Origin of the sequence: Mycolicibacterium baixiangningiae (genome assembly GCF_016313185.1) — a bacterium.
Lineage (GTDB): Bacteria > Actinomycetota > Actinomycetes > Mycobacteriales > Mycobacteriaceae > Mycobacterium > Mycobacterium baixiangningiae.
The window spans coordinates 5,114,224-5,137,874 of the sequence record NZ_CP066218.1 but is presented as its reverse complement, the minus strand read 5'-3'; the positions used below and the strand labels follow the sequence as shown (position 1 = coordinate 5,137,874).

Sequence of the window (23,651 nt, the reverse complement as noted above, 5' to 3'; positions counted from 1 at the left end):
TGACCCGGTCAGCACGTCGCGATCGCGCTGCCCGGCCTCGGCGGTACGACGGTCAGGGACCGGATGGCCACCGGAAGCGGCGGAGCAGGTGCGTCGGGGGCGACGCACGCGACGCCGGAGCTGGTCACCTGAACCGGGGTCCAGTCCTGCGGCGCCTGCTGCCAGGTCACGTCCATCACGTCGACGGTGCCCGCACTGTCCACGAAGTGCGCGCAGGGAACCAGAGGAGTGTCGGGTTGTGCGGGACCGTTGATCGTGAGCTGCAGACGGTCGATCGCCAGCCGGTCGCTGCGATCGGACAGGAACGCGGTGACGGAATGGGCGTGCGTGACCGACACCGAACCGAGCGTGATGTTGTCGGCGTTGTGCAGACCGACTCCGCCCCGGCCGCCTTCGGTCGACACGGCCTCTACGGTGCACGAGCCCAACCGCAGTCCGGTGACACGCTGATCGGTGAGCGACTCGGCCTGTAGTCCCCAGTTGGTGCAATTGCGGAAGACCGCGTCAACGACCTCGACGTCGAAATCCGTGAAACGGGGATCGATGGCATCAGCCGGTGGCCGGGCCAGCACTTGGATCCCGATACTGCACTCCTCCACGGTGATGCCCTCCAGGCGGATGTCACGGGAAGCGACGTAATGCCAGATCGGGTCGGATTCGACCGTTGCGGAATCCACAGTCACGCCGGATCCCTCGGGCTTGCGGGTGGCGGTGAAATTTCGGATGGACACGCGGTGGGCGCCGGCGATCCGCGCGCCGTTGGCGAGACCCTCGCTCACATCGACGTTCGTTGCGGTGAAATCGGCGTTGGACCAGTCGGTGAGGGTGGGGAACGCGAACGTCTCGGCAGCTCGGTCGTAGGAGAATTCGTCGGCGAAGTACGTGACCAGCGCCAGACCGTCGTCTCCGTTGTTCCTGGCAACGTAGTCGTCGACCTTGACCCGGCGGCAGGCGTTGAAGTGGAGACCGTCGGCGGCGGTGTCGAGCACCCGCAGCCCGGTGACGGTGATGTCGGAGACACCGTTCATGATGGCGCCGGTCTGCGGGCTCGAGCGGATCTCGCAGTTGGTCAACTCGATGTTGTTGACCGGTCGCGGTGGGCCGTCCCATCCGGCGGGTGGCTGGGAGTCGGTGGGGCAGCCGAGAATTCGAATGCCGTCGCCCATCGAGCGCGATGCGCGGTGTGCCCATCGGATCCGTACGTTTCGGAACGCGATATTCGCGGCGGGGCCATGTATGAGGAAGCCGTGGCTCGTTCCCAGGTTGGTCGCCGGGTCGACGTTGTCCATCAACAGTTCGGCGCCGGGCTCGAATTCGACCACGAGGTCGGATATTCCGTCGATGCGGACCGCCGCACCCGTTTGTGGGCGCTGCTCGGCGAATCGGTAGGTACCCTGCGGGAACACAAGCGTGCTGCCCGGCTCCAGTGCTGCCGCAGCGGCGCGAATTGCAGCTGAATCGTCGGCGATCCCGTCTCCGACCGCACCGTGATCGCGGACATCGATGACGTGCCGCTGCGGGGTCTCGGGCTGGGTGCATGCCGCCAGCGCAACCGCTGCGGGTAGCGCGCAGATGAAGCGGCGTCTGGAGACGTTCACGTCCACGCGTTTCATGAGCTCATGGCTTCCTCCATGCGGTTCTCTTCGCAACGCTGTAGTAGATCAGGATGCTGAGCACCTCGGTCACGACGAACGAGGCGAAAGCGGCCGTGTTCGTGCGGAATACCATCACGAACGCGACGCCGAGGATCAGGTAGATGGCGGTGCAGGCGCACCTCGCCCAGAATACGAGCGTTGTCCTACCGGCCCGGCGCACCGCCGCGAACGGTACTGTGGAACCGAGTATCAGTCCCTTCCACAGACACGCGATGAGCAGTCCCGTGACCGTCACACCGGCCCACGCTGGCCCGAAGATCAGCCGCCATACTCCCAGCGCCTCGGCGCAGAAGATCATGGCCAACCCGCCGCCGAAAGCGACTGCGATGACCGCGATCTCGCCTTTGTGCCCGTAAGCCAGCAGCCGGAGACGGCCGTAGGCGAGGATGGGTTCCAGTGCTCCGGCGATGGTTGAGATGACCCGGAAGGCGACAGAGGCGGCGGGCCCGAGGATGACGAGGATGAGCGTTGTCAGTGCGGGTTGGACGATGCCGACGACCGCAGTCTCGCCACTCACCCACGCCGCCCGCCTGAGGTCCGGCGGAATACCGGAATGACCGTCGTGAGGTGCATTCCACAGTCTCATGGCGACAGTGATGACCGCACCGCCTGCGAGGACTCGCAGACCGAGGGGGTTGTGCAGCGTTGCCAGCAAGAGGGCGAGGCAGCAGCCGACGAGCAGCGTTATCGCCGCCGCCGCCTCCATCTTCCACCTACCGGACACGACGCCGATGGATCGCGCCATCAACAGGCCCGACGTGAGTCCGACCACGGCGATCAGCAGAACCGGCGCTGGCGGGACGGGAGGTCCGAGAATCAGCAATCCGCCACCGGCGGCGCTGACAACCGCCATCCATCGCGGTAGCGCGACCGGGTGCTGAGCGCCCGGGGTGGCCAGCCTGGACTCAACGATGAACGCGCTCAGGACGACCCCCACATATGACCCGACGGCGAGGCTGACGGCGAGGAAGCCCTGGTCTTCGATCGGAGCGATCCTGGCGTAGATGGCGAGGAAGAACGCGGGGAAAGCCGCCAGCGCCAGACCGGCGACGACCTGGGCGACGCCCTCGACATACTTGGTCGGAATTCCGCGAAGCCGGGCCGGCGTTTGTTTCATCGGAGGATCGCCCGGTGGTCGCCGTCTCCTGGGAAGGGCCGCCCCAACACCCCTTCGAAGCGGCCGACCATCAACGCGAAGCTTTCCCGGGCGCTGAACTTTTCGGGGTTTCGCAACGGCATCAGGGCGGCCGCGGCCACATGAGCGACTTGGTACCAGATCGGGTAGTTCCATGTGCGCAGGACGTATCCGGCGCCTCGTCCGTAGCTGCGTTGTTTCCTACTGCGCTCCCGGACCGGGAGGTGGGCGAATTCAGTCAGTGCAGTGACCTCGATGTCTGGTGCCCACTCGATGGCGAAGCCAGGACGGTCGGCCAGCCGCAGCAGGAGGTCGATTCCCTCGCCAGACTGCCACGGGGTGTCGGCGCCCGTACCGAATGCGGGATTGAACCCGCCCGCTGCGATGAACTCGTCGCGGCGGAACAGAGTAGCCGGCTCGATCGCACCCCACACGGATCGCCGCGTCAGCGTCCTACCCGCAGCAGGAAGGGGATTCCGAGGGCCCTCGCTGTCGACCATCTGTCCCGCGCACACGGTGGTGGGAGGGACACAGTGACGGCATGCGCGCTGCAGGAAGTCAGCTTGGACGCGGCTGGTGTCGTTGGGAAACCAGAGCCAATCGACCTCGTTACCCAACAGTGCCGCAGCGGCATTGCGTCCGTTGGAGATTCCGCGAGGGCTGACGACGGTGCGGATGTCTAGGACATCAGCGAACATGCCGACGGTATCGGCCAGGTCGGCGGCGTGGGCTTCGTCGTGGTGGGCGATCGCCACCGCAACCGGTGGGTGGCGCTGGGTCACCAGGTCACCGAGTAGATCTTTGAGCGGACCCCACCGACCGACGGTGGAGATGGCGACGCCGAACTTTGCATTCGCATCGATCGTCATATGCACTGAGCCTAATCGACGTTTGCTGACGGGCTGCGGAACATCGGTGTGCGGCAACCGTCATGATCATGTCGCCGTATGGGATTTCGTCGGTTGCGCCTCGTGCGAGTCGGGTTGCGGTTGGAGACGGGTCGCTATTGCGTCGGCTGCGCGCATCGCCAACTGCATGATCATGAAGGTCGGGTTGGCGCTGCCCGAGGAGGGAAAAGTCGAAGAACTCGCGACGCTGAGGTTGGAGACGCGGTGCACACGCAACCAGGGGTCCACGACCGACGTGGCGGGGTCCAGCCCCATGCGGGTCGCTCCCGCTGGATGGGCCAACTCCGCCGACAGTTCGACAAGACGCCCGTGCGGATCGTCGACCATCGGAATCCAGTCGAGCGTGGCGAGGCCGCTCATGTGCCGCTCCCAGAACGCACGCACTTTCTCCACGGTGAAGCGGAAGGCGCGTTCCTCGTCGTCGGTCTTCTCGAATTCGAGTCGCAACAACGGCTGGCCGAGCGCATCGACGCAGTCGGAAAGCACGATGCGGTTGCGCCGATGAGGCAACTGTTCGATCCAGATCTTGATGCGCGCGCTCGGGTGGGGCGGCCAATACCTCAGCTTGTCCCGATACCGCCACGTCACGATGCGCGTCAAGGTGGGCAGGTCGGTCAGCGCCGCGGCCGCCGACCTCACAGCGATGCGGACACGGCGCTGCTTGGCCGCCTGTACCGCCGACTCCGCCTGGGTCAGCGCTGACGTCTCGGGCACCTCCACGACGAAGTCGAAGTACGCACTGCCGATGCGGCCTGCTTCCTGCACGGCCCGCCTGAGCTCGAAATGCAGGTGGCGATTCGGGCCGAGCACCCAGCGGTCCGCCAATGCCATATTCGTTCGCCGGTGATCGATCGGTCGCACAGCCGCGACCTCGATCCCGAAGTGGTCGTTGAAATACCGGCCGAGAGCGTCGCTGTCGCGGGAGATCACGCCCCCGGATTGGCGGTCTGCGACCAACAGCAGCCGCGTGGACTCGAGTGCACCCGCTGCGATGAGGAACTCATCGGCGGTGACCGTCAATGTGTGACCGTGACGGTCGACTGCGACGACAAATGCCAACCGGCTACCGGACGGGTCGAAGCCGAACGTCGACACCGTCGCCCCCAGCCAGATGTCGAGGTTGTCCCGTGTCGCGATGTCATCGCGCAGCACATGCGCAAGGTCCAGGTTCGCTTTGGATGGTCGTTTCGCCCAGCGTTGCCGGAAGTCGGAATCGTCACGCGGTAGCAGCCCGCTCGGGTCGAGCAGGGGCGCGATGTCCTCCTCGTAGGAGGCCCGGTCGACGCCCATCAGCCTTTCGATCTCGCTCACGTAGCGATCCAGTTCGGCGACGTCGAACGGCCAAGCCGAGAGACCGACCCATGGACGCTCAGCCGTATCGCCGCTCGAGAAGGGAAGCAGCTTGCCGTCCCATCGCCGGGACGTTCCGCCGAGGCCGCGCGAACGCAGGCTGCCTTCGTAGTTCTTCCGCGGGTTGTCGATGTGGTCGAGCGCGAGTGTGTCCGGATCGTCCTTGTCGATGCCGCTTTCGAGCACGACGACGCGCACCCGGGGGTCGCGCGCGAGTCGTACCGCTGCGGTCAAACCCGCGATGCCACCGCCGATGATGCAGACAGTGCTCGACAGCGTGATCGACGACGGCGTCGACGATGTCGTCGCGTCGACCAGTTTCCTGACCGTCATCGCGCCTGTTGCTGCGCGAACTCCACGAGCTGGGTCAGCCGCTCGGGGCTTCGGGTCTGCACGATGACGGCTCCCTCGGGCCGACGCACGAGCGCCTCATGCAGCATCTTGCGAATCGAGCCGGGAGGCAGGGTGCTGGACGACCGGTTCGCCGTATCGGAGAACAGGCTGTGGGTGATGTCGGGCACCCAGAGTGCGGCGTCCCAGCTCGACTCGGCGGCCTGGATCACATCGAAGACACCCCGGTACCGTTGCACCACCGCGTCTATCTCATTGCCTGACACCCCTATTGAGCGAATTGTGCCGGCTGCCTTCGCGCGTTCCAACTCTGTGACGAGTTCGTCGGACAGCACGGTGTCGGCTTGCGGTTCGTGCACTTCGTAGATGTCGATGTAGTCAGTTTTCAACGCGCGCAGTGACGCTTTCAGCGACTTGCGCATCGTCGCTGCCGAGTAGGAGCGCAGCGGATACGGCACGAGCCTCAATCTGTCGGCTAAAGTCCGCACCTTGCGTATTGGTTTGGCCGCCTTGCCCATCGACCCGACCAGCGGCGTGGGCAACAGGCCGAACTTGGTCGAAATCGTCACTGCCGCCCGGCGTGGAGCGAGCAGATCGCCCAGCGCTCTTTCGGACAATCCATCGCTGTACAGGCGTGCGGTGTCGAAGTGGGTGATGCCGAGTGCGAGGGCGCGGTCGACCAACGCCGCCCGGGTTGCCGGATCGATCAGATGTGCGTGCGCGAAGCCGAGTCCGATCCGCGAGATCTCCAGACCGGAGTTGGGCAATGTCGTCCTCGCACACTGGATACCGGACTTCTCGATCCCCACAGCTAACTCGACCACACCGTCTTTGCAGTGTCAACCGCTCGAGCGGCGGGTACGCCGATTCAGGCGGGGTCGCAGATCAGAATCGGAATCTGGCGGTCGGTGTAGGAGCGGTAGTTCACGAAATCCGGATACATCGCATCGAGCTTCGGCCAGTACTCGTCGCGCTCGACGTCGGTAGCCTCACGTGCGACCAACGCCAGCTTCTCGTTCTTGATCTGAAACATCACCTGCGGATTGGCCTGAATGTTCAGGTACCACATCGGATTTGTGGCACGGCCGCCCTGCGACGCGACGAGTACGACGCGGTTCCCTTCGCGCAGGAACAGCAGCGGGCTCTCCCTGGGCTGGCCGGACTTGCGACCGATCGTCGTCAGGATTCCCACCGGGGGAGGCGCGGAGAACCGGTTCGACCCGAGACGCCAGTTGTAGCCGATCCGCCCGTCCGTGACCTTGTAGACCCACGTGTTGAGCTTCGACATCCACTTGATGCCGACGCCGACGGCCGTCGAGTTGAGGCTTTCGACCTGCTTGGGACTCAGCGGGCGCGGAGGCTGGGTCATGGTATGCACCTCATCGGTCAGGAACGGACGGATGGAGGCCTTGATGCGGTGGATCTGCGCCCGCCCGGACGGATCGTCGGCCGGGATGAGGAACGTCTCGTCGATGCGGGCACCGATGCTGCGGCCGGCCACCGACGGTTTCGTCGACAGCTCGAACCGGGCACCGACGGTGTCACCGTCGACGGTGAACTCCGGTGACGTCACCGCCCGGATCACCCGGTATTGCAGACCGCGGTTGAGGCTGCGGCGCAACTGGTCTCCCGAGAAGCCGGTCTTGAGGCCGACCTCGACGCGGGTGCAGCCGGGCGCGAATGGGACTTCATCGGCCCGGTGGCTGGCCAGCGCGGTGATGTAGGCCTGCGCGGCAGCGATGCGGTCCGCGGTGGGGATCATCGGAATCGGTCAGATCCGCTCGATGATCGTCCCCGTCGACAGGGCCCCTCCCGCGCACATGGTGATCAGCGCGGTACTGCAGTCGGTGCGCTCGAGTTCGTGCAACGCCGTGGTGATCAAGCGGCTGCCGGTGCTGCCGACCGGATGCCCCAGCGCGATCGCCCCGCCGTTGACGTTGACGCGGTCCATATCCGCTTCGTGCACACGCGCCCACGACAGGACGACGGAGGCGAACGCCTCGTTGATCTCGACGATGTCGATGTCGCCCATCTTCATCCCGGCCTTCTCGAGCACCTTGGCCGTCGACTGCACAGGACCGTCGAGGTGGTAGTACGGCTCCGCGCCGACCAGCGCCTGGCTGACGATCCGGGCGCGGGGTTTCAGGCCCAGCGCCTTCGCTTTGTCCTCGTCCATCCACAGCACCGCGGCTGCGCCGTCGGAAATCTGCGACGACGTGCCCGCGGTGTGGATTCCGCCGTCCATGACCGGTTTGAGCTGGGCCAGCCCCTCGAGGGTGGTGTCGCGCAGGCCCTGGTCCTTGGAGACCGGTGCGCGGTCGGAGGTCGGCTGCTTGTTCTCGTCGAGCACCGGCGCCACGATCGGGGAGATCTCGCGGTCGAAGCGGTTCTCGGCCCACGCCTGCTTGGCCTTGGCCTGCGAGGCGAACCCCAGCTGGTCGATGTCCTCGCGGGTGATGCCGCGGCGTTTGGCGATGCGCTCGGCGGCCTCGAACTGGTTGGGCATGTCGATGTCCCACGACTCCGCGCGGATCTTCGACCGGTCCGGTCCGGCGTTGGCGCCCAGCCCGACCCGGCTCATCGCCTCCACCCCGCAGGCGATGCCAATGTCGATGGCGCCGGCGGCGATCAGCCCGGCGATCAGGTGGTTGGCCTGTTGGCCGCTGCCGCACTGGCAGTCCACGGTGGTGGCGCCGACGTGATCGGGCAGGCCGGCCGTCAGCCACGCCACGCGGGTGATGTTGTTCGACTGTTCGCCGTACTGGGTGACGCAACCGCCGATGATCTGCTCGACCTGGCTTGCATCAAAGCCGGACTCGACCCGTGCCTTGTCCACCAGAGCCTTCTGCACCGCGCCGAGCAGTTCCGTCGCGTGCAGGCCCGACAACCATCCATTCCGCTTGCCGATGGGGCTGCGGGTGGCTTCAACGATGACAGGGTTACCCATTCAGCCAGGCTAGAACACGTTTCATTAGTCTGACAAGCGACTATGCAGCCGTGCCTTTGATCTGCGCAGAAGGCATGTTTGAATGGTCCTAATCGGCACTAGACCACGTTGTGTATTGAGGAGTTCCACTCATGGCCTGCCCGAATCTTCCCGAGAACTTCGATTTTCTCGACCCCGATGTGAATCTCAAGGCGCTGCCCGTCGAGGAGCTCGCCGAACTGCGTCAGTCCGAGCCTATTCACTGGGTGGACGTCCCGGGCGGAACCGGCGGATTCGGCGACAAGGGCTACTGGCTCGTCACCAAGCACGCCGACGTCAAGGAGGTGTCCAAGCGCAGTGACGTCTTCGGCAGCTCGCCGGACGGCGCGATCCCCGCGTGGCCACAGGAGATGACGCGCGACGCCATCGACCTGCAGCGCCACGTGCTGCTGAACATGGACGCACCCCAGCACACCCGGCTGCGCAAGATCATCTCGCGTGGTTTCACGCCGCGCGCGGTCGGGCGCCTCGAGGATGAACTCCACCAGCGCGCGCAGAGCATCGCCAAGACGGCGCTGGCCAGCGGGCAGGGTGACTTCGTCGAGCAGGTCTCGGCCGAACTGCCGCTGCAGGCCATCGCCGAACTGCTCGGGGTGCCGCAGGACGACCGTGACAAGATCTTCCGCTGGTCCAACGAGATGACCGGCGGCGAGGATCCGGAGTACGCCGACATCGATCCGGCCATGTCGTCGTTCGAGCTGATCACCTACGCCATGAAGATGGCCGAGGAGCGCAGCAAGAACCCGACCGACGACATCGTCACGAAGCTGATCGAGGCCGACTTCGACGGCGAGAAGCTCTCCGACGACGAGTTCGGGTTCTTCGTGATCATGCTGGCGGTGGCGGGCAACGAGACCACCCGGAACTCGATCACCCACGGCATGATCGCGTTCTCGAACAACCCCGAACAGTGGGAGCTCTACAAGCGGGACCGCCCGGAGACTGCCGCCGACGAGATCGTGCGGTGGGCCACGCCGGTGTCGGCGTTCCAGCGGACCGCGTTGGAGGACGTCGAACTGGGCGGTGTCACCATCAAGAAGGGGCAGCGGGTGGTGATGTCCTACCGCTCGGCCAACTTCGACGAAGAGGTTTTCGAGGATCCGCACTCGTTCAACATCCTGCGCAACCCGAACCCGCACGTCGGCTTCGGCGGCACGGGTGCGCACTACTGCGTCGGTGCCAACCTGGCCAAGATGACCATCAACCTGATCTTCAACGCGGTCGCCGACAACATGCCCGATCTCAAGCCGGTCGGTGAGCCCGAGCGGCTCCGGTCAGGGTGGCTCAACGGCATCAAGCACTGGCCGGTGGACTACACCGGCAAGTGCCCGGTCTCTCAGTAGGCCAGTAGGCGGCGAAGACTCAAGGAGGAGTCGGGTGGATTTCAGTCCAGATGAGGGGCAGCAGGCCGTCGCCGATGTGGTGACTTCGGTGCTCGAGCGCGACAACAGCTGGGACGCTTTGGTTTCCGGTGGCGTCACGGCGCTCGGCGTACCGGAACGCCTCGGCGGTGACGGCGTCGGCTTGGCCGAACTGGCCACCGCGCTGACCGAGATCGGCAGGCGCGGCACCATCAGCCCGGCGCTGGCCACACTCGGTCTGGGGCTCGTCCCGTTGCTCGACCTCGCGTCCGAGGCGCAGCAGGACCGCTACCTGGCAGGGGTGGCCAAGGGTGCGACCCTGACCGCGGCGCTCAACGAGCCGGGTGTGGCGCTGCCCGACCGGCCGGTGACCACGCTGGGCGGCGGTCGCCTCAACGGCACGAAGGTCGGGGTCCCGTACGCCCAAGGGGCGGAATGGGTTCTGGTCACCACGGACAGCGGTGTCGTGGTGGTGTCGGCGTCCGCCGGCGGTGTGGCGGTCACCGCGACACCGACGTCGAACGGCGGTGACGAGGCTTCGGTCACCTTCTCCGACGTGGCGGTCGACGACGCCGATGTGCTCGCCTCCGGTCCGGAGGCGGTTCGCCGGGTGAACGCGCTGGCGTTGGCCTCCACGGGGGCGTTCGCCGCCGGGCTGGTGGCCGGTGCGTTGCGGCTGACCGCGGACTACGTCGCCAACCGGCATCAGTTCGGGCGGCCGCTGTCGACGTTCCAGACTGTCGCAGCGCAGCTCGCTGAGGTCTACATCGCCTCTCGCACACTGGATCTGGCGAGCACCTCCGTGGTCTGGCGGCTCGCCGAAGGGCGGGATGCCGACGACGACCTCGAGGTGCTGGGCTACTGGTTGACGTCGCAGGCGCCGCCGGTCATGCAGACCTGTCATCACCTGCACGGCGGTATGGGTATGGACATCACCTACCCCATGAACCGCTACTACTCGACGATCAAGGACCTGACCCGGTTACTGGGTGGCCCGTCACACCGTCTGGACCTGGTGGGAGCCTGATGGGGCGAGCGAAGCGACGGGAGATCAAATGTTCATCGACCTGACCCCCGAGCAGCGGCAACTGCAAGCCGAACTGCGGCAGTACTTCTCGACGCTCATCTCGCCCGAAGAGCGGGATGCGATGGAGACCGACCGGCACAACGAGGCCTACCGCGCGGTGATCAAGCGGATGGGTTCGGACGGTAAGCTCGGCGTCGGATGGCCCAAGGAGTTCGGTGGGCTGGGCTTCGGCCCCGTCGAGCAGTCGATCTTCGTCAACGAGGCCGCCCGTGCCGATGTGCCGCTCCCCGCCGTCACGTTGCAGACGGTCGGTCCGACGTTGCAGGTGTACGGCAACGACGCACAGAAGAAGAAGTTCCTGCCCGCGATCCTCGCCGGTGAGGTGCACTTCGCGATCGGCTATTCCGAACCCGAGGCGGGCACCGACCTGGCGTCGCTGCGCACCTCGGCGGTGCGCCATGGTGACGAGTGGATCGTCAACGGTCAGAAGATGTGGACCACCGGCGCCCACGATGCGGACTACATCTGGCTCGCGGTGCGCACCGATCCGGAAGCCGCCAAGCACAAAGGGATTTCGATCCTGATCGTCGACACCAAGGACCCCGGCTACTCCTGGACGCCGATCATCCTGTCCGACGGTGCCCATCACACCAACGCCAGCTACTACAACGACGTCCACGTTCCCGCAGACATGCTCGTCGGCGAGGAGAATGCGGGCTGGAAGCTGATCACCACGCAGCTCAACCACGAGCGCGTCATGCTCGGCCCGGCGGGCAAGGTCGCAGGCATCTACGACCGCGTGCACGCGTGGGCGTCGAAGCCGGGAACCAACGGTGCGACGCCGATCGAGAACGACAACGTCCGCCGCGCGCTGGGGGAGATCCGCGCGGTCTGGCGGATCAACGAGCTGCTCAACTGGCAGGTCGCCGCGGCGGGGGAGACCATCGCGGTCGCCGACGCCGCCGCCACGAAAGTGTTCTCCACAGAACGGATTCAGCGGATCGGCCGGCTCGCTGAGGAGATCGTCGGCGCGTACGGCAACCCCGCCGACCCCGATACAGCCGAACTGCTGCGGTGGCTGGACAGCCAGACCAAGCGCAACCTCGTCATCACCTTCGGCGGTGGGGTCAACGAGGTCATGCGCGAGATGATCGCGGCGTCGGGCCTGAAGGTGCCGAGGGTTCCGCGGTGATGAGCGCTTGCGCGAAGAGCAGACGATCGTGACGACTGCAGACTTGCAGCCAGGCATCGACAAGATCAAAGCGGAGGGGAAGAGCGAGCCGCGCGCCGGCCGGGATCCGGTGAACCAGCCGATGATTCACCACTGGGTCGATGCCATGGGTGACAAGAACCCGATCTATGTCGACGAATCGGCTGCGAAGGCCGCCGGTCACCCCGGCATCGTCGCGCCCCCGGCGATGATCCAGGTGTGGACGATGGGCGGGCTCGGTCAAGGCCGCTCGGATGACGACCCGCTGTCGAAGATGATGGAGCTCTTCGACGACGCCGGCTATGTCGGGGTGGTAGCGACCAACTGTGAGCAGACCTACCACCGCTATCTGCAGCCGGGCGAAGAGCTCACCATCCACGCTGACATCACCGATGTGGTGGGGCCCAAGCAGACCGCGCTGGGTGAGGGCTACTTCATCAACCAGCTCATCACGTGGACGGTCCCCGGTGGCGAGACCGTCGCCGAGATGAACTGGCGCATCATGAAATTTAAGCCGCGGGCGGAGGACAAGCCCGCCGGAGGGCAGGAGCGCAGCGACCGGGGAAGTTACTCGGTGCCGGACGACCTGGATCCGGACAAGCTCATGCGGCCCGCCTCGTCCAAGGACACCCAGTTCTTCTGGGACGGCGTCAACGCCCACGAGTTGCGGATCCAGCGTCGCCCCGACGGCACGCTGCAGCACCCGCCGGTGCCCGCGGTCTGGCAGGCCAAAGAGGCCCCCGTCGACTACGTGGTCTCCACTGGCAACGGCACGGTCTACAGCTACGTCGTGCACCACGCACCGAAGGTGCCCGGCCGCAGCCTGCCTTTCGTGATCGCCCTCGTCGAACTGGAGGAGGGGGTGCGGATGCTCGGCGAGTTGCGCGACATCGACCCCGGCGAAGTGCAGATCGGATTGCCTGTGCGCGCAACGTATATCGACTTCCCGGACAGTGACGTCAGCCCTGCGTGGACGCTGTATGCCTGGGAGCCGGCCCGGTGAGCGCGCCCACGCTGAAGGCCGGGACTCAGCTGCCCGAGCTCGAGATCCACGGCGACCCGACGTTCATCGTCTCGACGGCCATCGCGACCCGTGACTACCAGGACGTGCACCACGACCGGGACAAGGCGCAGGCCAAGGGTTCGAAGGACATCTTCGTCAACATCTTGACCGACACCGGTCTCGTGCAGCGCTACCTCACCGACTGGGCGGGTCCGACGGCGCGGATCAAATCCATCGGGCTGCGCCTGGGCGTCCCGTGGTACGCGTACGACACGATCACGTTCACCGGTGAGGTCACCGCCGTCGAGGACGGTGTCGCCACCGTCAAGGTGGTGGGCGCCAACAGCCTCGGCAATCACGTCATCGCCACGGCGACACTCGAACTGGGGGACCACTGATGCTCTCCGGAAAGGCCGCGATCGCGGGTATCGGCGCGACCGACTTCTCGAAGAACTCCGGTCGCAGCGAGCTTCGCCTGGCCGCCGAGGCGGTGCTCGACGCGTTGGACGACGCGGGTCTGACGCCTGCCGATGTGGACGGCCTGGTGACGTTCACGATGGACTCCAATCTGGAGACCGCCGTCGCTCGTTCGACCGGGATCGGCGAGCTGACTTTCTTCAGCCAAATCGGTTACGGCGGAGGGGCTGCGGCCGCCACCGTGCAGCAGGCGGCACTGGCCGTCGCGACCGGGGTGGCCGAGGTCGTGGTGGCGTACCGGGCATTCAACGAGCGCTCGGAGCACCGGTTCGGTCAGGTGATGACCGGTCTGACGGTCAACGCCGACTCCCGCGGTGTCGAGTACAGCTGGTCCTACCCGCATGGGCTGAGCACCCCGGCCGCGTCGGTGGCGATGATCGCTCAGCGCTACATGCATGAATACGGCGCAACCAGTGCCGACTTCGGGGCGATCTCGGTGGCCGACCGCAAGCACGCCGCGAAGAATCCGAACGCCTACTTCTACGAGAAGCCGATCACCATCGAGGACCACCAGAACTCCCGGTGGATCGCCGAACCGCTGCGACTGCTGGACTGCTGCCAGGAGACCGACGGCGGCGTCGCGATCGTCGTGACCACCCCGGAACGGGCGAAGGACCTCAGGCACCGTCCGGCGATCATCGAGGCGGCCGCTCAGGCCGCGGGCGCCGACCAGTTCACCATGTACTCGTACTACCGCGACGAACTCGGGCTGCCCGAGATGGGGTTGGTCGGCCGGCAGCTGTGGGGGCAGTCCGGGTTGTCGCCGTCGGACATCCAGACCGCGGTGCTCTACGACCACTTCACCCCGTACACCCTGATCCAACTCGAGGAGCTCGGCTTCTGCGGTAAGGGTGAGGCGAAGGACTTCATCGCCGACGGCGCGATCGAGATCGGCGGGCGGCTGCCCATCAACACCCACGGCGGCCAGCTCGGCGAGGCCTACATCCACGGAATGAACGGCATCGCCGAGGGCGTGCGCCAGCTGCGCGGCACCTCGGTCAACCAGGTCGACGCCGTCGAGCACGTGCTCGTGACGGCGGGCACCGGGGTTCCGACGTCGGGTTTGATCCTCGGCTGAAATCCCGATAGGAGACGCGTCCACCCTCGGCATAGCGGCGCAGATCTCGTAGTCACGATCAGCCTGATACGACCGGGCCTGAACTCAGAGCGCGACTAGTCAGCAGCTGTCACGTCCCGCCAGCAAACTCAACGCTGATGAGGCGGAGAACCCCGAATCTGTTGCCGACAATAACGGTTGACGGCTGGTCATGGATCCCCGGCTCGAAATCCGCATCGTGAACGAGCGCTGCGACCCTGCTTTGGGGTATCGGCCTATCGATCTCTTGTGCGTGTCGCCTGTCAGGCGAAATCGAAGTACGGATCCGGGAGCGAACGCTCAACGTAGGGCGATAAAGCAGGCTCGGAGCAGGCAATAGTCCGCGACGCATTCCGAAGCTCGCCCAGGAGATCTAGTTCCGTAGACAATCTTTGCGTGGCGCCGCCCTACTTGTCGGTTGACCCCATTCCCGGCAAATGTCTATCATTGGCCCACCTCACACGGGGCAAGCGGTTACGGGGGACAAAGGCAGGGCCGTTGACGATGAAGCGTCACTCGGGCCTTGGCTGCTACGGGGGAACGGGCGAGAGCGGTGTTTACACGCTCTCGTCCAGTCATCCCTCGCTGAATCAAGAATGAAAACACGGGGGATGGAGTCGAAGAAGTGGCTCACTCAATACACTCGACCGAAGATGGTCGACGCGGCGTCGCTGCTGCAAGTTACGTCGCCGGCGCAGCTCGAGGGTGGCGTGAACCCAACGACAAGGCCGGTGCAACGGCGAAGATGGCGGGCGCGCTGGCCCGTTGCCCGATTGAGAATCCGCTCAAGGAGCCGGCGCTCGGTACCGTAACCAGCGGTGTGCCGGCGCCGCGCGATCTTCCTCCCGTCGAGACGACTGCGCATTCGATGTATTCGTCGTCGGGCATGCCCGTTCGGACCCAGAATCCTGACTGCATCGGAGAACCGGCGCAGCCGGTTGTCCTCGACGGCTTCCTACCTACGGCGAATTTCCTCATCATCGACGATTGCACCCTCCATCGCGAGAACCTGGCGGCAGTGATGGCTGCCCACAGCGATTCCACGCCCGCCGTGGCGTGGGACCTGCCATCGGTTTGCGCCGCGCTGAGTCAGCCGACCCCGGACATCGTTCTGCTCAACATGGGCACGCGTGACGGCGTGATGCTGCTGCGAGTCGTCAGGGAGACATGCCCGGACGCGAAGGTGATCGCCGTCGGAATCTCGGAGGACGACGAATCCCAGATCGTCGCCTGCGCCGAGGCGGGGGTCGCCGGCTATCACATGAGAGCCGAGTCCCTGGATGATCTGATGCTCCTCATGTCGCGGGTCGCCAGCGGCGAGTCGCTGTGCTCGCCCAAGGTGTCGGCGATTTTGCTCAGGCGTCTTTCCGCGCTGGCGGCGCTGCGGCAACCGGCGGCGAAGGAACTAGTCCTCACGGCCCGTGAGGCTCAGATCTTGAGACTGCTCGAATCAGGTCTTTCCAACCGGGCCATCGCCGACCGGCTGTGTATCGCACTGCATACCGTGAAGAATCATGTGCACAGCGTGTTGGGCAAGCTCGGTGTCAACAGCCGGGCGGAGGCGGCGGCCTATTCGCGGTCGACCCGGCACCCCCTATTGACCGAGGAGTACTAGGTACGGACCCGTGCGAGATTGGCTCCGATGACCTATGTACCTCCGGTCGGCTGGGGCCGATATTGGAGGGGTGCCGTTCGCATTAGCTGGATCCCGGAGGCGGCATCGTCTGTAGAGCTTGATTTCTGGTTTCAACAGGCCACCACACTCGGCTAAGGCCACGGCGTCGCCTCAGCCGGACCACCGGAGGCGACATGACACAACCAGAGGTGAAGTTCCATCTCGGTCCGCTGAGCCCTTGACCCCGAGGAGAACCCACTGATGTCCGACGCGATCAGTCCCATATCGAGCCAATATTTTCCGCGTCATGGTCCATCCGAGCGGTCGACGAATCGCGCCGTCGGCGCGGCAATCGTGGCAGGCACTCTGGCGTTGGGCGCCTCACTGGTTCCGCTGCCGGGCGATTCGGCGCTTCTTGACCTGCTGATGCCGGGGGAGGGAATCTCGGATGTCCGTGACCTGATCACGTCGGTAAATCCGGGTCAGGCAATCGCCGGCGCTGCCACGCTCGAATTGCCCGATCTGCTCAAGCTTGTGGGCGATTTGGCGAACGCCGATCTCTCCGGCCTGCGTGCCCAATCGATTCTGGAGCTGGTCCGGACATACGGGCTGGCCGATGTGGTCAACTCCCTCGGACTGCTGATGTCCGATGGTTCGTTCCGGCCGGACCTGACATGGCCGTCACCGGGTGGCGGCGGGGGTGGCGGCGGCGGCATGGGCATTCCCGTGGACGTCTTGTCGAACCTCATGGTGCTACTCGACTTCCTGTTGAAGAACGTCCCCACGTACGGGGGGCAATCTCTGACGGCGATCATCACGACTGTGCTTCCGGCACTCGTCATGGCCCTGGATATGCCACATCTCCCGGCGGCCCTGCCGCCTGGGGCGCAGATCCTGTCCGCTTTCGTTGCGGCGCCGTCTGCCGTCGTGACGCAAAAAGTCCTGCCAGCAATCGAGGAGGTCTCTCCACCGGAACCCTTGATGGCAACGGTTGCGCGACCAGCCATCGAAGTTCCGATTGCCGTCGAACCGCCCGTCGTCCCCGCCCTGGTGGAACCCGTGTTTCTGCCCTCCGTGGTGGTACCCCCTCCACTTCCCGAGGCCGAGATGATTGCGCCGTCAGTACCCGAGCCGGACCCAGTAGAGCCACAAGCGGCGCACTCGACCGAACCGGTCGTCGATCTCACTCCTGTCGTCGAACTGACTGAACCCGTCGTGGATCTCGAACCACTCCTGGGCGGCAGCGACGGTGAGGCGGGAGGCGTCGAAGCCGGAACCGAGCCCGGAGGGGGCGGCATCGATGGCGGGGTTGGTGGCACCGACGGCGGAGCGACGGTCCCAGAAGGCGCAGATGCAAAATCGGACGAGGGGACGGATGGTTCCGGCGGTGGCGATGGCGATTCGGACGGCGGCGCCAGTGACGCCCTGTCTCGCACCACTGCGAGGGTATCGGGCGACTCAGAGCCGGGTATCAGTTCGTCGGGCGGTACGGCGGATGATTCCGCCGGTGGTGGCTCGAACGCCTCGGACGGCGTTAGATCCACCGGCGCAGACGGCGGTGGCGAATCTTCAAGCGATGAATGAAGCCGACGTCGCGACGACGACCGGAAAGCACCGGCTGTCCTCAGGCTGCATCGCCGGCTGTGGATTCCGCGCCAACGCCGTGGACGCCGCAGGAGCGGTCGCCGTACGCCGGCGTCGCTGAGGGGGCACACAACGAGTTTCGACCTGGGGCTGGTAACAAGGCTGAGACGGAACAGTTCGGAGGCATATAGGTGTTCTCGATCGACGTCAAAGGTGCGATACCGGTCCGGGAACAGATGACGACGGTCACGGCCCGCGGGTCCGAAACACAGATGCTCCTCGTCGACGACTCGACGCTCCATCGCGAGAACTTGGCCGCGGCCCTGGTCCGCCACGGGCTGCCTGCTCCAAGTGTCGCGTGGGACCTTCCGTCGTTGGTCGCCTCGCTTGACGCCGCGACACCGGATGTCGTGGTTCTCGACCTCGCTACCCGGGATAGTCAACTGCTGGTGCGTGCCGTGGCGGACATCTGCCCTTGCGCGCAGGTGATCGTCGTCGGCGCATCGGAGGACGATGAGGATGGGATCGTTGCCTGCGCCGAGGCCGGGGTCGCCGGCTACCTCATGCGGACGGGCTCCCTACAGCACCTTCTTACCCTCATCCGAGATGTCGCGGCAGGTGGGATGGTGTGCCCGCCACGGGTCGCCGCTGTCTTGCTTCACCGACTCTCTGACTTGGTATCTCAGGGGGGACCGGCAGTAAAGGAACTAGCTCTGACGGTGAGGGAGGCGCAGATTCTGTCGATGCTGGATCTCCGCCCCTTGAACCAGGACATCGCGACCCAGCTGTCCATCGCCGTGCGCACCGTCGAAAACCCCGTACGCAGTGTCTTGAGAAAGCTAAGCGTGAACACCCGCGACGAGGCGGCGACGCTGTCGACGTCCACAAGGATGGAAGTCGTCACGCGGAATAGATCTAGATCTCGGTTCACCTGAAGTCGGGGTCCGGTGGTCCGTGTGCCAGGCCAACGCGCATCCGCACCCGGACTGCGCACGACCAATCATCCGGATGCGACATGGCATATGCGGACGGGGAGCCTGTGCGACGCGCGATCTCTAGTGCGCCCTTCGGACGAGCCGCGCGTTCCGGCACGTGCTGGTAAACCGCCAGGGCGGGCGTCCCGACCTGAGAGCCCGTTCCCGGCTGGATTGCCGTCGGTACACCTGCCAGCTACGCGGTAGAGTTTGCTGGCAGGTTGTCGTCCATTGCGCCAAAAGGGGGCCGCGCGTGGGAATCATGCCGGACACCAGCCCGTACGGTTCGCAGACCGTCACGGGTCCGGGGTGGCCGAACGTCGACGAGGAGACCCTCGCCGCCGCGGCCGCGTCGTATGAGGCACTCGCCGCGAAGCTCAGCGGATCCGTCGTGCCGCAGCAACAGGGCCAGATGATGAAGCTCTCCGACGCGTGGGAGGGCGGTGGCGCGGTCGCCGCGACCGGGGAAGCCAGCACGATCATCGGCGGGCATGAGGCGAATGCGGCGCACGCCACGGCGATCGCCGCCAAGCTGCGCGAGATGGAGGTCGCCGTCGTCCGGACCAAGACTATGGTCAACACGATTGCGCAGGAAACGCAGCACGAGTGCGAGGCGATCCAGGCGTTGCCGTTCAGCAATACCCAGGAGTTGGTACAGAGCCGCATCAAGATGGGGCTCTCGCAGAACATCTCACAGGTCACGGCGAGCTCGAGCGAACTGGCCAATGCCTTCGGCGTGCCACCGAGCATCCCCACCCCCGGCGTCCCGCCGACGGTGCCCGGGCAGCAGACGGCCCAGGACGCTGCCAAGGAGGCTGGTAAGGCCGGCGGGCAGGGTTCGCAGCAGGGAATGCAGATGATGACGCAGATGGCGTCGATGGCCGCTCAACTCCCGCAGCAACTGGGTCAGATGGTCAGCCAGGCGCCGCAACAGTTGATGCAGCCGCTGCAGCAGTTGTCCCAGCCGTTGCAGCAGCTGACGTCGATGTTCGGGCAGGGCGGGAAATCGGATTCCCTCGGCGCCGCGGGTCTGCCGTTCTCGTCGTTCTCCAACCATCCGCTGGCCGGTGGTTCGGGTGCGAGTGGGGGTGGCGGGATGACGCGCGCCGCCTCGTTGCCCGGCTCAGGTGGAGTCCCCGCGCAGACGCCCCTGATGGCCGGTCTGGTGGGAACGAACGCGGTGTCCGTGGCACCGGCGGAATCCATGGTCGCGGGGACGGCGGCGGTAGGGGGAGCCGCACCGGTCGCCGCGGGCGCGATGGGCGGTGGTGGTATGGGTGCGCCGATGGGCATGATGGGCGGCCGCGGTACCGGTGGCGGCAGCACGACCGCCGGACTATCCGCTCCGGCGCCGCTGGAATACGACCTCGACGAGGACGTCGACGATGAGTGGTGACACGTTCGTGAGAGGAGTCGGCCGCTGATGGATCCGCTGAAGAAGCCCGAGGGGATCTCGTGGGACGCAGCGACGGTGCAACTGCCGGAGATGCCGATGCTCCCGCCGGGTGAGGACGCGATGAGCGCGACGATCTCGGCGGTGCTGCCGACTCTGGCTGCACCGTTGATGGCCAATGTCGCGGCGCTGCAGGCGAAGGAAGGCATGTTCTCGGGCAAGCTGACCGCCGCGCAGTCCGCTTATCAGAACGCGGACGACTCCGGAGGACAGGCGGTCGGCCAGATCACTAGCATGCTCGGGCAACTCGGGCAGATGGGTGGCCAGGCGGCCGGTCAGGGCGGCGGCGGAGGCCAGGGCGGCGGGATGTTCGGTTCGCTCATGCAGCAGGCGATGCAGGCGGCGCAGCAGTTCGGCGGTCAGGGCGGTGGTTCGCAGAGCGCCGGCGGTGCCCCGCAGCCGGCGGCGGCCGGCCAGCCCGCACCGGGTGCCACCCCGCCACCGGCGCCCCCACAGGCAGGGCAGGTCCAGGAGGCTCAGCCCGAACGCGCCCAAGACGAGAGGCGGGAGGACGAGCAGCGGACACCGCTGCAGCACGTCGAAGGCGCAGAGCCGAACGAGGATCCGAACGCCGGCGCGGTCCCCGTACCCCCGCCGGCGACGAACGCCGAGATCGCGGACCTGGCACGCCGGATGCTGTAGCGGTCGGTCGACCCCTGATCAGTCCGACCATTCTCGGATCGCTCGCATCCGCGGCTCACAGGGTCGAGGGTCGGTGTGTTAGCAACCCCATTCTGTGTGTGTCACAAGACGATGGTTGGTTCCTCGTCGGCGCCTCCGGGCTCGGCGGCGGGGTAACGCCATCGGAAAAGAGTGCACTCGCCCGGAGACTTGCAGTCTGAAACCGATCGAGCCGCAGCATCCCTGTCAGCGCACGTCCTTGCAGATCTGGGCCATCGGTTCTCATGGGGGGGACACGACAGAAACCTGAGGGAGCAAGTGGATCAGGTCTTATCCAGCATGTGATTGTGGGGAACCGGAACAGGGTGATTCTTTGCGCGATCTCTGCGAGGGCGGATCGAACATGACCGCCGACCTCGCCGCTCCTTCGAGAGAGCGGCCAAAGTCACTCGAGGACTCTCTGCTCCACCCGGGCCGCGATCAGCCATACGATGGTTTGCGCTGCAGCGCAACGGGATCGGCAATACACCGGCCTACTACCGAAGGTGGTCGAACAGTTCGACACTGCACCTGCGGCCTTGCTGGCGTTCATCGCATTCACCAAGCAGATCTGGTACCCGATCGAGGTGTTCGGGACGAAGCCACCAGGAACTGATCTGCCTCGCTAGCTTCGGAAAAGGGCGAGGCCGAGATTCCTGCGGGTAGCGCTGCGAGGGTTGTCGGCTGTCGCATGAGCACTGACTCCCTTGACGACTTGCTTCTGCTCGCACAGAACGTCGCTTCGGGTGAGTCGGATGTTCGCTGAGGGTTCGGCAATGCTGCTGCGTCGGGAGGCGCGCCAACCGGTCACCCATCTCAACGCTTCGGTCCCGGAAGCAACTGAGGGGCAGAGAACTAGCTCTTACGACGCGGAAGGTTTAGATCCTGCGGATGCTGGACCTGGGTCGGTCGAATCAAGACATCGCAGCGCAGCTGTCCGCCGCAGTACGTCCGGGAAGACCACGTACACGGCGTTCTGACCGATCTCGGTGTAAGCGCGTGTGCTGAAGAAGCGGCACTTCGCGCACCGCGCGGGCCTCCGTGAGCGCCGCGGGAGAACTAGGCCGCGGCCTAGCCAAAGTTGGCTCGGATGGTCCATGTACGGGAACGGCGTCGACCTCGATAGTGAGGATGTGTTTTTCGCTTTAGCTAGGGCACTTGACCGGCGATCACCGGCAAACGTCTTCTGGACGCGTTGGGATCCCACCACGCCACCGCAGTCTCGCAGGCACTTCTCCGTGCGGCAGGAGGAGTCGTGATGTGCGGAGTCATCGCATACCGAAGGTACGCCCGACTGAACCGACCCTTGACAACCAGCGCGAGTGACGGCAGTGGACCAGGCGTGTCTCGATCGGACGTCAGAAAAGTACAGCCATCTGGGCCGACAGCAGAGACCACAGTGCCAAGACCAAGTGAGGATCAGTAATGACCGAGGTGATGTCCGCAAACGGACACGGGACCCTGAGCGGTGTGCAGTCTCCGCAAACCCTGCCGATTGATCCACTGCCGACGTATGCGACTCGCCCCACCGATCCGGTGCGGACGACATCCACTGTCAGTCTCGTCATCCCAGTCAGGAACGAGGCTCGGAACATCGCATGGGTGCTTGAGCAAGTCGCCGATGAGGTCGATGAGATCATCCTCGTTGACGGCAACTCGACCGATGCCACATTGATCACTGCCCGCAGCTACCGTCCAGATGTCAAGGTCGTCGCCCAGGAGGGACTGGGCAAGGGAAGCGCCCTCAGGACCGGCTTTCTGGCTGCCTCAGGGGACATCATCGTCATGATGGATGCTGACGGCAGCATGGCGCCGCAGGAGATACGCCACTATCTCCACTTCCTCACCAACGGTTACGACTTCGTCAAAGGATCCCGATTCATCGTCGGCGGCGGTTCGTTGGACATCACCCGGTTCCGACGAATGGGCAACCGATTCCTGCTGGCCGTATTCAACTCTCTCTACGACGCCGAACTCACTGATCTCTGCTACGGCTTCTGCGCGTTTCATCGACGGTATCTCGAGCACCTGAACCTCACGGCGACAGGATTCGAGATCGAAGCCGAGATGGTTGTGCGCGCAATGCAGACGGGACTACGGATCGCCGAGGTCCCCAGTCTTGAGCTCCCTCGTCGAGCGGGCAAATCGAACTTGCACGCCATTCGCGATGGCCGGCGGGTCCTCAGCACGGTGGTAAGCGGTCACCAGGTCGGCCGAATCGCAAACTCCGCGCGCAGCCAAGTGTGGAAACCGTCGACACGCCGGGCGAGGACCAGCCGCCGACTCGGCAGCGGCCCACACCTGGACGCGCTCCGATGAACCTGGAGAACCGCGGGCACGCAGATATCCCGCATGCACCTCCGGGTCCGAACACCATGGTGAAACAGCAAGTTCGGGAGCTGCAACCCGCGCAGCGGATCGTATTGGCGACCGACAGGATGAGCCCGGGTGGCGTCTCGCGGGTCATTTTGCGGACCGCCGCGCACTTTCAACGGCTCGATCACAAAGTCGACGTGGTGACTCTTGGTAAAGGCGAGTGGGATTCGCGCTGCCGCGAACAAGGCATCCCCATTCATACATCGCCGAACCTCGGCTGGGTCAGGCTGATTCGGAATGCGGACATCGTGCACTGTCATCAAAGGGTCCTGGGGGTGATATCGCAGGCTCTGGGAGCGCGCTCACGGACGATTGAGCACGTACACAATAACTTCCACGACCATAGAGTTCTTTCATTCCGTGGTCCGCGGGTCATCGCCGTCTCGGATCAACTGGCTGTGCGGCTGCTGCGGGCGTACCCCCGGCTGCG

At 65.3% G+C, this 23,651-nt stretch carries 20 protein-coding genes and 2 pseudogenes; 14 read left to right on the top strand and 8 right to left on the bottom strand.

All coding sequences use genetic code 11. The features are described 5' to 3' along the window. Positions 1-8 precede the first annotated feature (8 nt). From I7X18_RS24375 to I7X18_RS24340, 8 genes and pseudogenes are all read right to left on the bottom strand, one after another. A complete protein-coding gene (locus tag I7X18_RS24375) occupies positions 9-1,613 on the bottom strand; it encodes a right-handed parallel beta-helix repeat-containing protein (RefSeq protein ID WP_193046557.1) in 1,605 nt (534 codons plus the stop codon). 4 nt (positions 1,614-1,617) lie between these two features. Continuing rightward, positions 1,618-2,772: a hypothetical protein gene (locus I7X18_RS24370; RefSeq protein WP_193046556.1), complete on the bottom strand. Its 1,155-nt coding sequence runs from the start codon at positions 2,770-2,772 to the stop codon at positions 1,618-1,620. Then, on the bottom strand, positions 2,769-3,659 hold the full coding sequence (locus I7X18_RS24365) for a glycosyltransferase family 2 protein (RefSeq protein ID WP_193046555.1): 891 nt from the start codon (positions 3,657-3,659) through the stop codon (positions 2,769-2,771). Before I7X18_RS24365 ends, I7X18_RS24370 begins: the two co-directional genes overlap by 4 nt. Before the next feature lie 66 nt (positions 3,660-3,725). Beyond that, the gene (locus I7X18_RS24360) at positions 3,726-5,381 is read right to left on the bottom strand and encodes a GMC oxidoreductase (protein ID WP_193046554.1); all 1,656 of its coding nucleotides are present in this window, start codon (positions 5,379-5,381) and stop codon (positions 3,726-3,728) included. Further along, a complete protein-coding gene (locus tag I7X18_RS24355; protein ID WP_232375320.1) occupies positions 5,378-6,082 on the bottom strand; it encodes an aldo/keto reductase in 705 nt (234 codons plus the stop codon). Before I7X18_RS24355 ends, I7X18_RS24360 begins: the two co-directional genes overlap by 4 nt. A 185-nt stretch (positions 6,083-6,267) precedes the next feature. Continuing rightward, positions 6,268-6,768: a nitroreductase family deazaflavin-dependent oxidoreductase gene (locus tag I7X18_RS24350; protein ID WP_193046864.1), complete on the bottom strand. Its 501-nt coding sequence runs from the start codon at positions 6,766-6,768 to the stop codon at positions 6,268-6,270. 15 nt (positions 6,769-6,783) lie between these two features. Beyond that, a pseudogene (locus I7X18_RS24345) lies at positions 6,784-7,161 on the bottom strand (hypothetical protein); the annotation flags it as partial. A 9-nt stretch (positions 7,162-7,170) separates the two neighbouring features. Then, complete coding sequence (locus I7X18_RS24340; RefSeq protein ID WP_193046552.1) at positions 7,171-8,346, bottom strand: steroid 3-ketoacyl-CoA thiolase; 1,176 nt, start codon at positions 8,344-8,346, stop codon at positions 7,171-7,173. A gap of 131 nt (positions 8,347-8,477) precedes the next feature. On the opposite strand from I7X18_RS24340, the gene I7X18_RS24335 reads away from it, so the two are divergent. The 14 genes and pseudogenes from I7X18_RS24335 to I7X18_RS30150 all read left to right on the top strand — a co-directional run. Next, positions 8,478-9,728: a cytochrome P450 gene (locus I7X18_RS24335; protein ID WP_193046551.1), complete on the top strand. Its 1,251-nt coding sequence runs from the start codon at positions 8,478-8,480 to the stop codon at positions 9,726-9,728. 34 nt (positions 9,729-9,762) lie between these two features. Beyond that, positions 9,763-10,773: an acyl-CoA dehydrogenase family protein gene (locus tag I7X18_RS24330; protein ID WP_193046550.1), complete on the top strand. Its 1,011-nt coding sequence runs from the start codon at positions 9,763-9,765 to the stop codon at positions 10,771-10,773. Positions 10,774-10,801: 28 nt separating this feature from the next. Next, positions 10,802-11,965, top strand: a complete 1,164-nt coding sequence (gene fadE29 / locus I7X18_RS24325) for an acyl-CoA dehydrogenase FadE29 (RefSeq protein WP_193046549.1) — start codon at positions 10,802-10,804, stop codon at positions 11,963-11,965. Positions 11,966-11,993: 28 nt separating this feature from the next. Beyond that, positions 11,994-12,986: a bifunctional MaoC family dehydratase N-terminal/OB-fold nucleic acid binding domain-containing protein gene (locus I7X18_RS24320; RefSeq protein WP_269751280.1), complete on the top strand. Its 993-nt coding sequence runs from the start codon at positions 11,994-11,996 to the stop codon at positions 12,984-12,986. Then, positions 12,983-13,384, top strand: coding sequence for a MaoC family dehydratase (locus I7X18_RS24315; protein WP_193046548.1), 402 nt, complete (start codon positions 12,983-12,985; stop codon positions 13,382-13,384). Before I7X18_RS24320 ends, I7X18_RS24315 begins: the two co-directional genes overlap by 4 nt. Beyond that, complete coding sequence (locus I7X18_RS24310; RefSeq protein ID WP_193046547.1) at positions 13,384-14,541, top strand: 17-hydroxy-3-oxo-4-pregnene-20-carboxyl-CoA lyase; 1,158 nt, start codon at positions 13,384-13,386, stop codon at positions 14,539-14,541. The genes I7X18_RS24315 and I7X18_RS24310 overlap by 1 nt, the downstream gene beginning before the upstream one ends. A 763-nt stretch (positions 14,542-15,304) precedes the next feature. Further along, a complete protein-coding gene (locus I7X18_RS24305; protein ID WP_193046546.1) occupies positions 15,305-16,174 on the top strand; it encodes a LuxR C-terminal-related transcriptional regulator in 870 nt (289 codons plus the stop codon). A 261-nt stretch (positions 16,175-16,435) separates the two neighbouring features. Beyond that, on the top strand, positions 16,436-17,758 hold the full coding sequence (locus I7X18_RS24300; protein ID WP_193046545.1) for a hypothetical protein: 1,323 nt from the start codon (positions 16,436-16,438) through the stop codon (positions 17,756-17,758). Beyond that, on the top strand, positions 17,751-17,879 hold the full coding sequence (locus I7X18_RS29880; RefSeq protein ID WP_264295999.1) for a hypothetical protein: 129 nt from the start codon (positions 17,751-17,753) through the stop codon (positions 17,877-17,879). Before I7X18_RS24300 ends, I7X18_RS29880 begins: the two co-directional genes overlap by 8 nt. A gap of 70 nt (positions 17,880-17,949) precedes the next feature. Next, positions 17,950-18,693, top strand: a complete 744-nt coding sequence (locus I7X18_RS24295) for a response regulator transcription factor (RefSeq protein ID WP_193046544.1) — start codon at positions 17,950-17,952, stop codon at positions 18,691-18,693. Positions 18,694-18,985: 292 nt separating this feature from the next. Further along, the gene (locus I7X18_RS24290) at positions 18,986-20,128 is read left to right on the top strand and encodes a hypothetical protein (protein WP_193046543.1); all 1,143 of its coding nucleotides are present in this window, start codon (positions 18,986-18,988) and stop codon (positions 20,126-20,128) included. A 27-nt stretch (positions 20,129-20,155) separates the two neighbouring features. After that, positions 20,156-20,827, top strand: coding sequence for a PE domain-containing protein (locus I7X18_RS24285; protein WP_193046542.1), 672 nt, complete (start codon positions 20,156-20,158; stop codon positions 20,825-20,827). Positions 20,828-22,270: 1,443 nt separating this feature from the next. Then, the gene (locus I7X18_RS24280) at positions 22,271-23,164 is read left to right on the top strand and encodes a glycosyltransferase family 2 protein (RefSeq protein WP_193046541.1); all 894 of its coding nucleotides are present in this window, start codon (positions 22,271-22,273) and stop codon (positions 23,162-23,164) included. Beyond that, positions 23,161-23,625 (top strand): annotated as a pseudogene (locus I7X18_RS30150) (glycosyltransferase); the annotation flags it as partial. The gene I7X18_RS24280 and the pseudogene I7X18_RS30150, both read left to right, overlap by 4 nt. Positions 23,626-23,651: the final 26 nt, after the last annotated feature.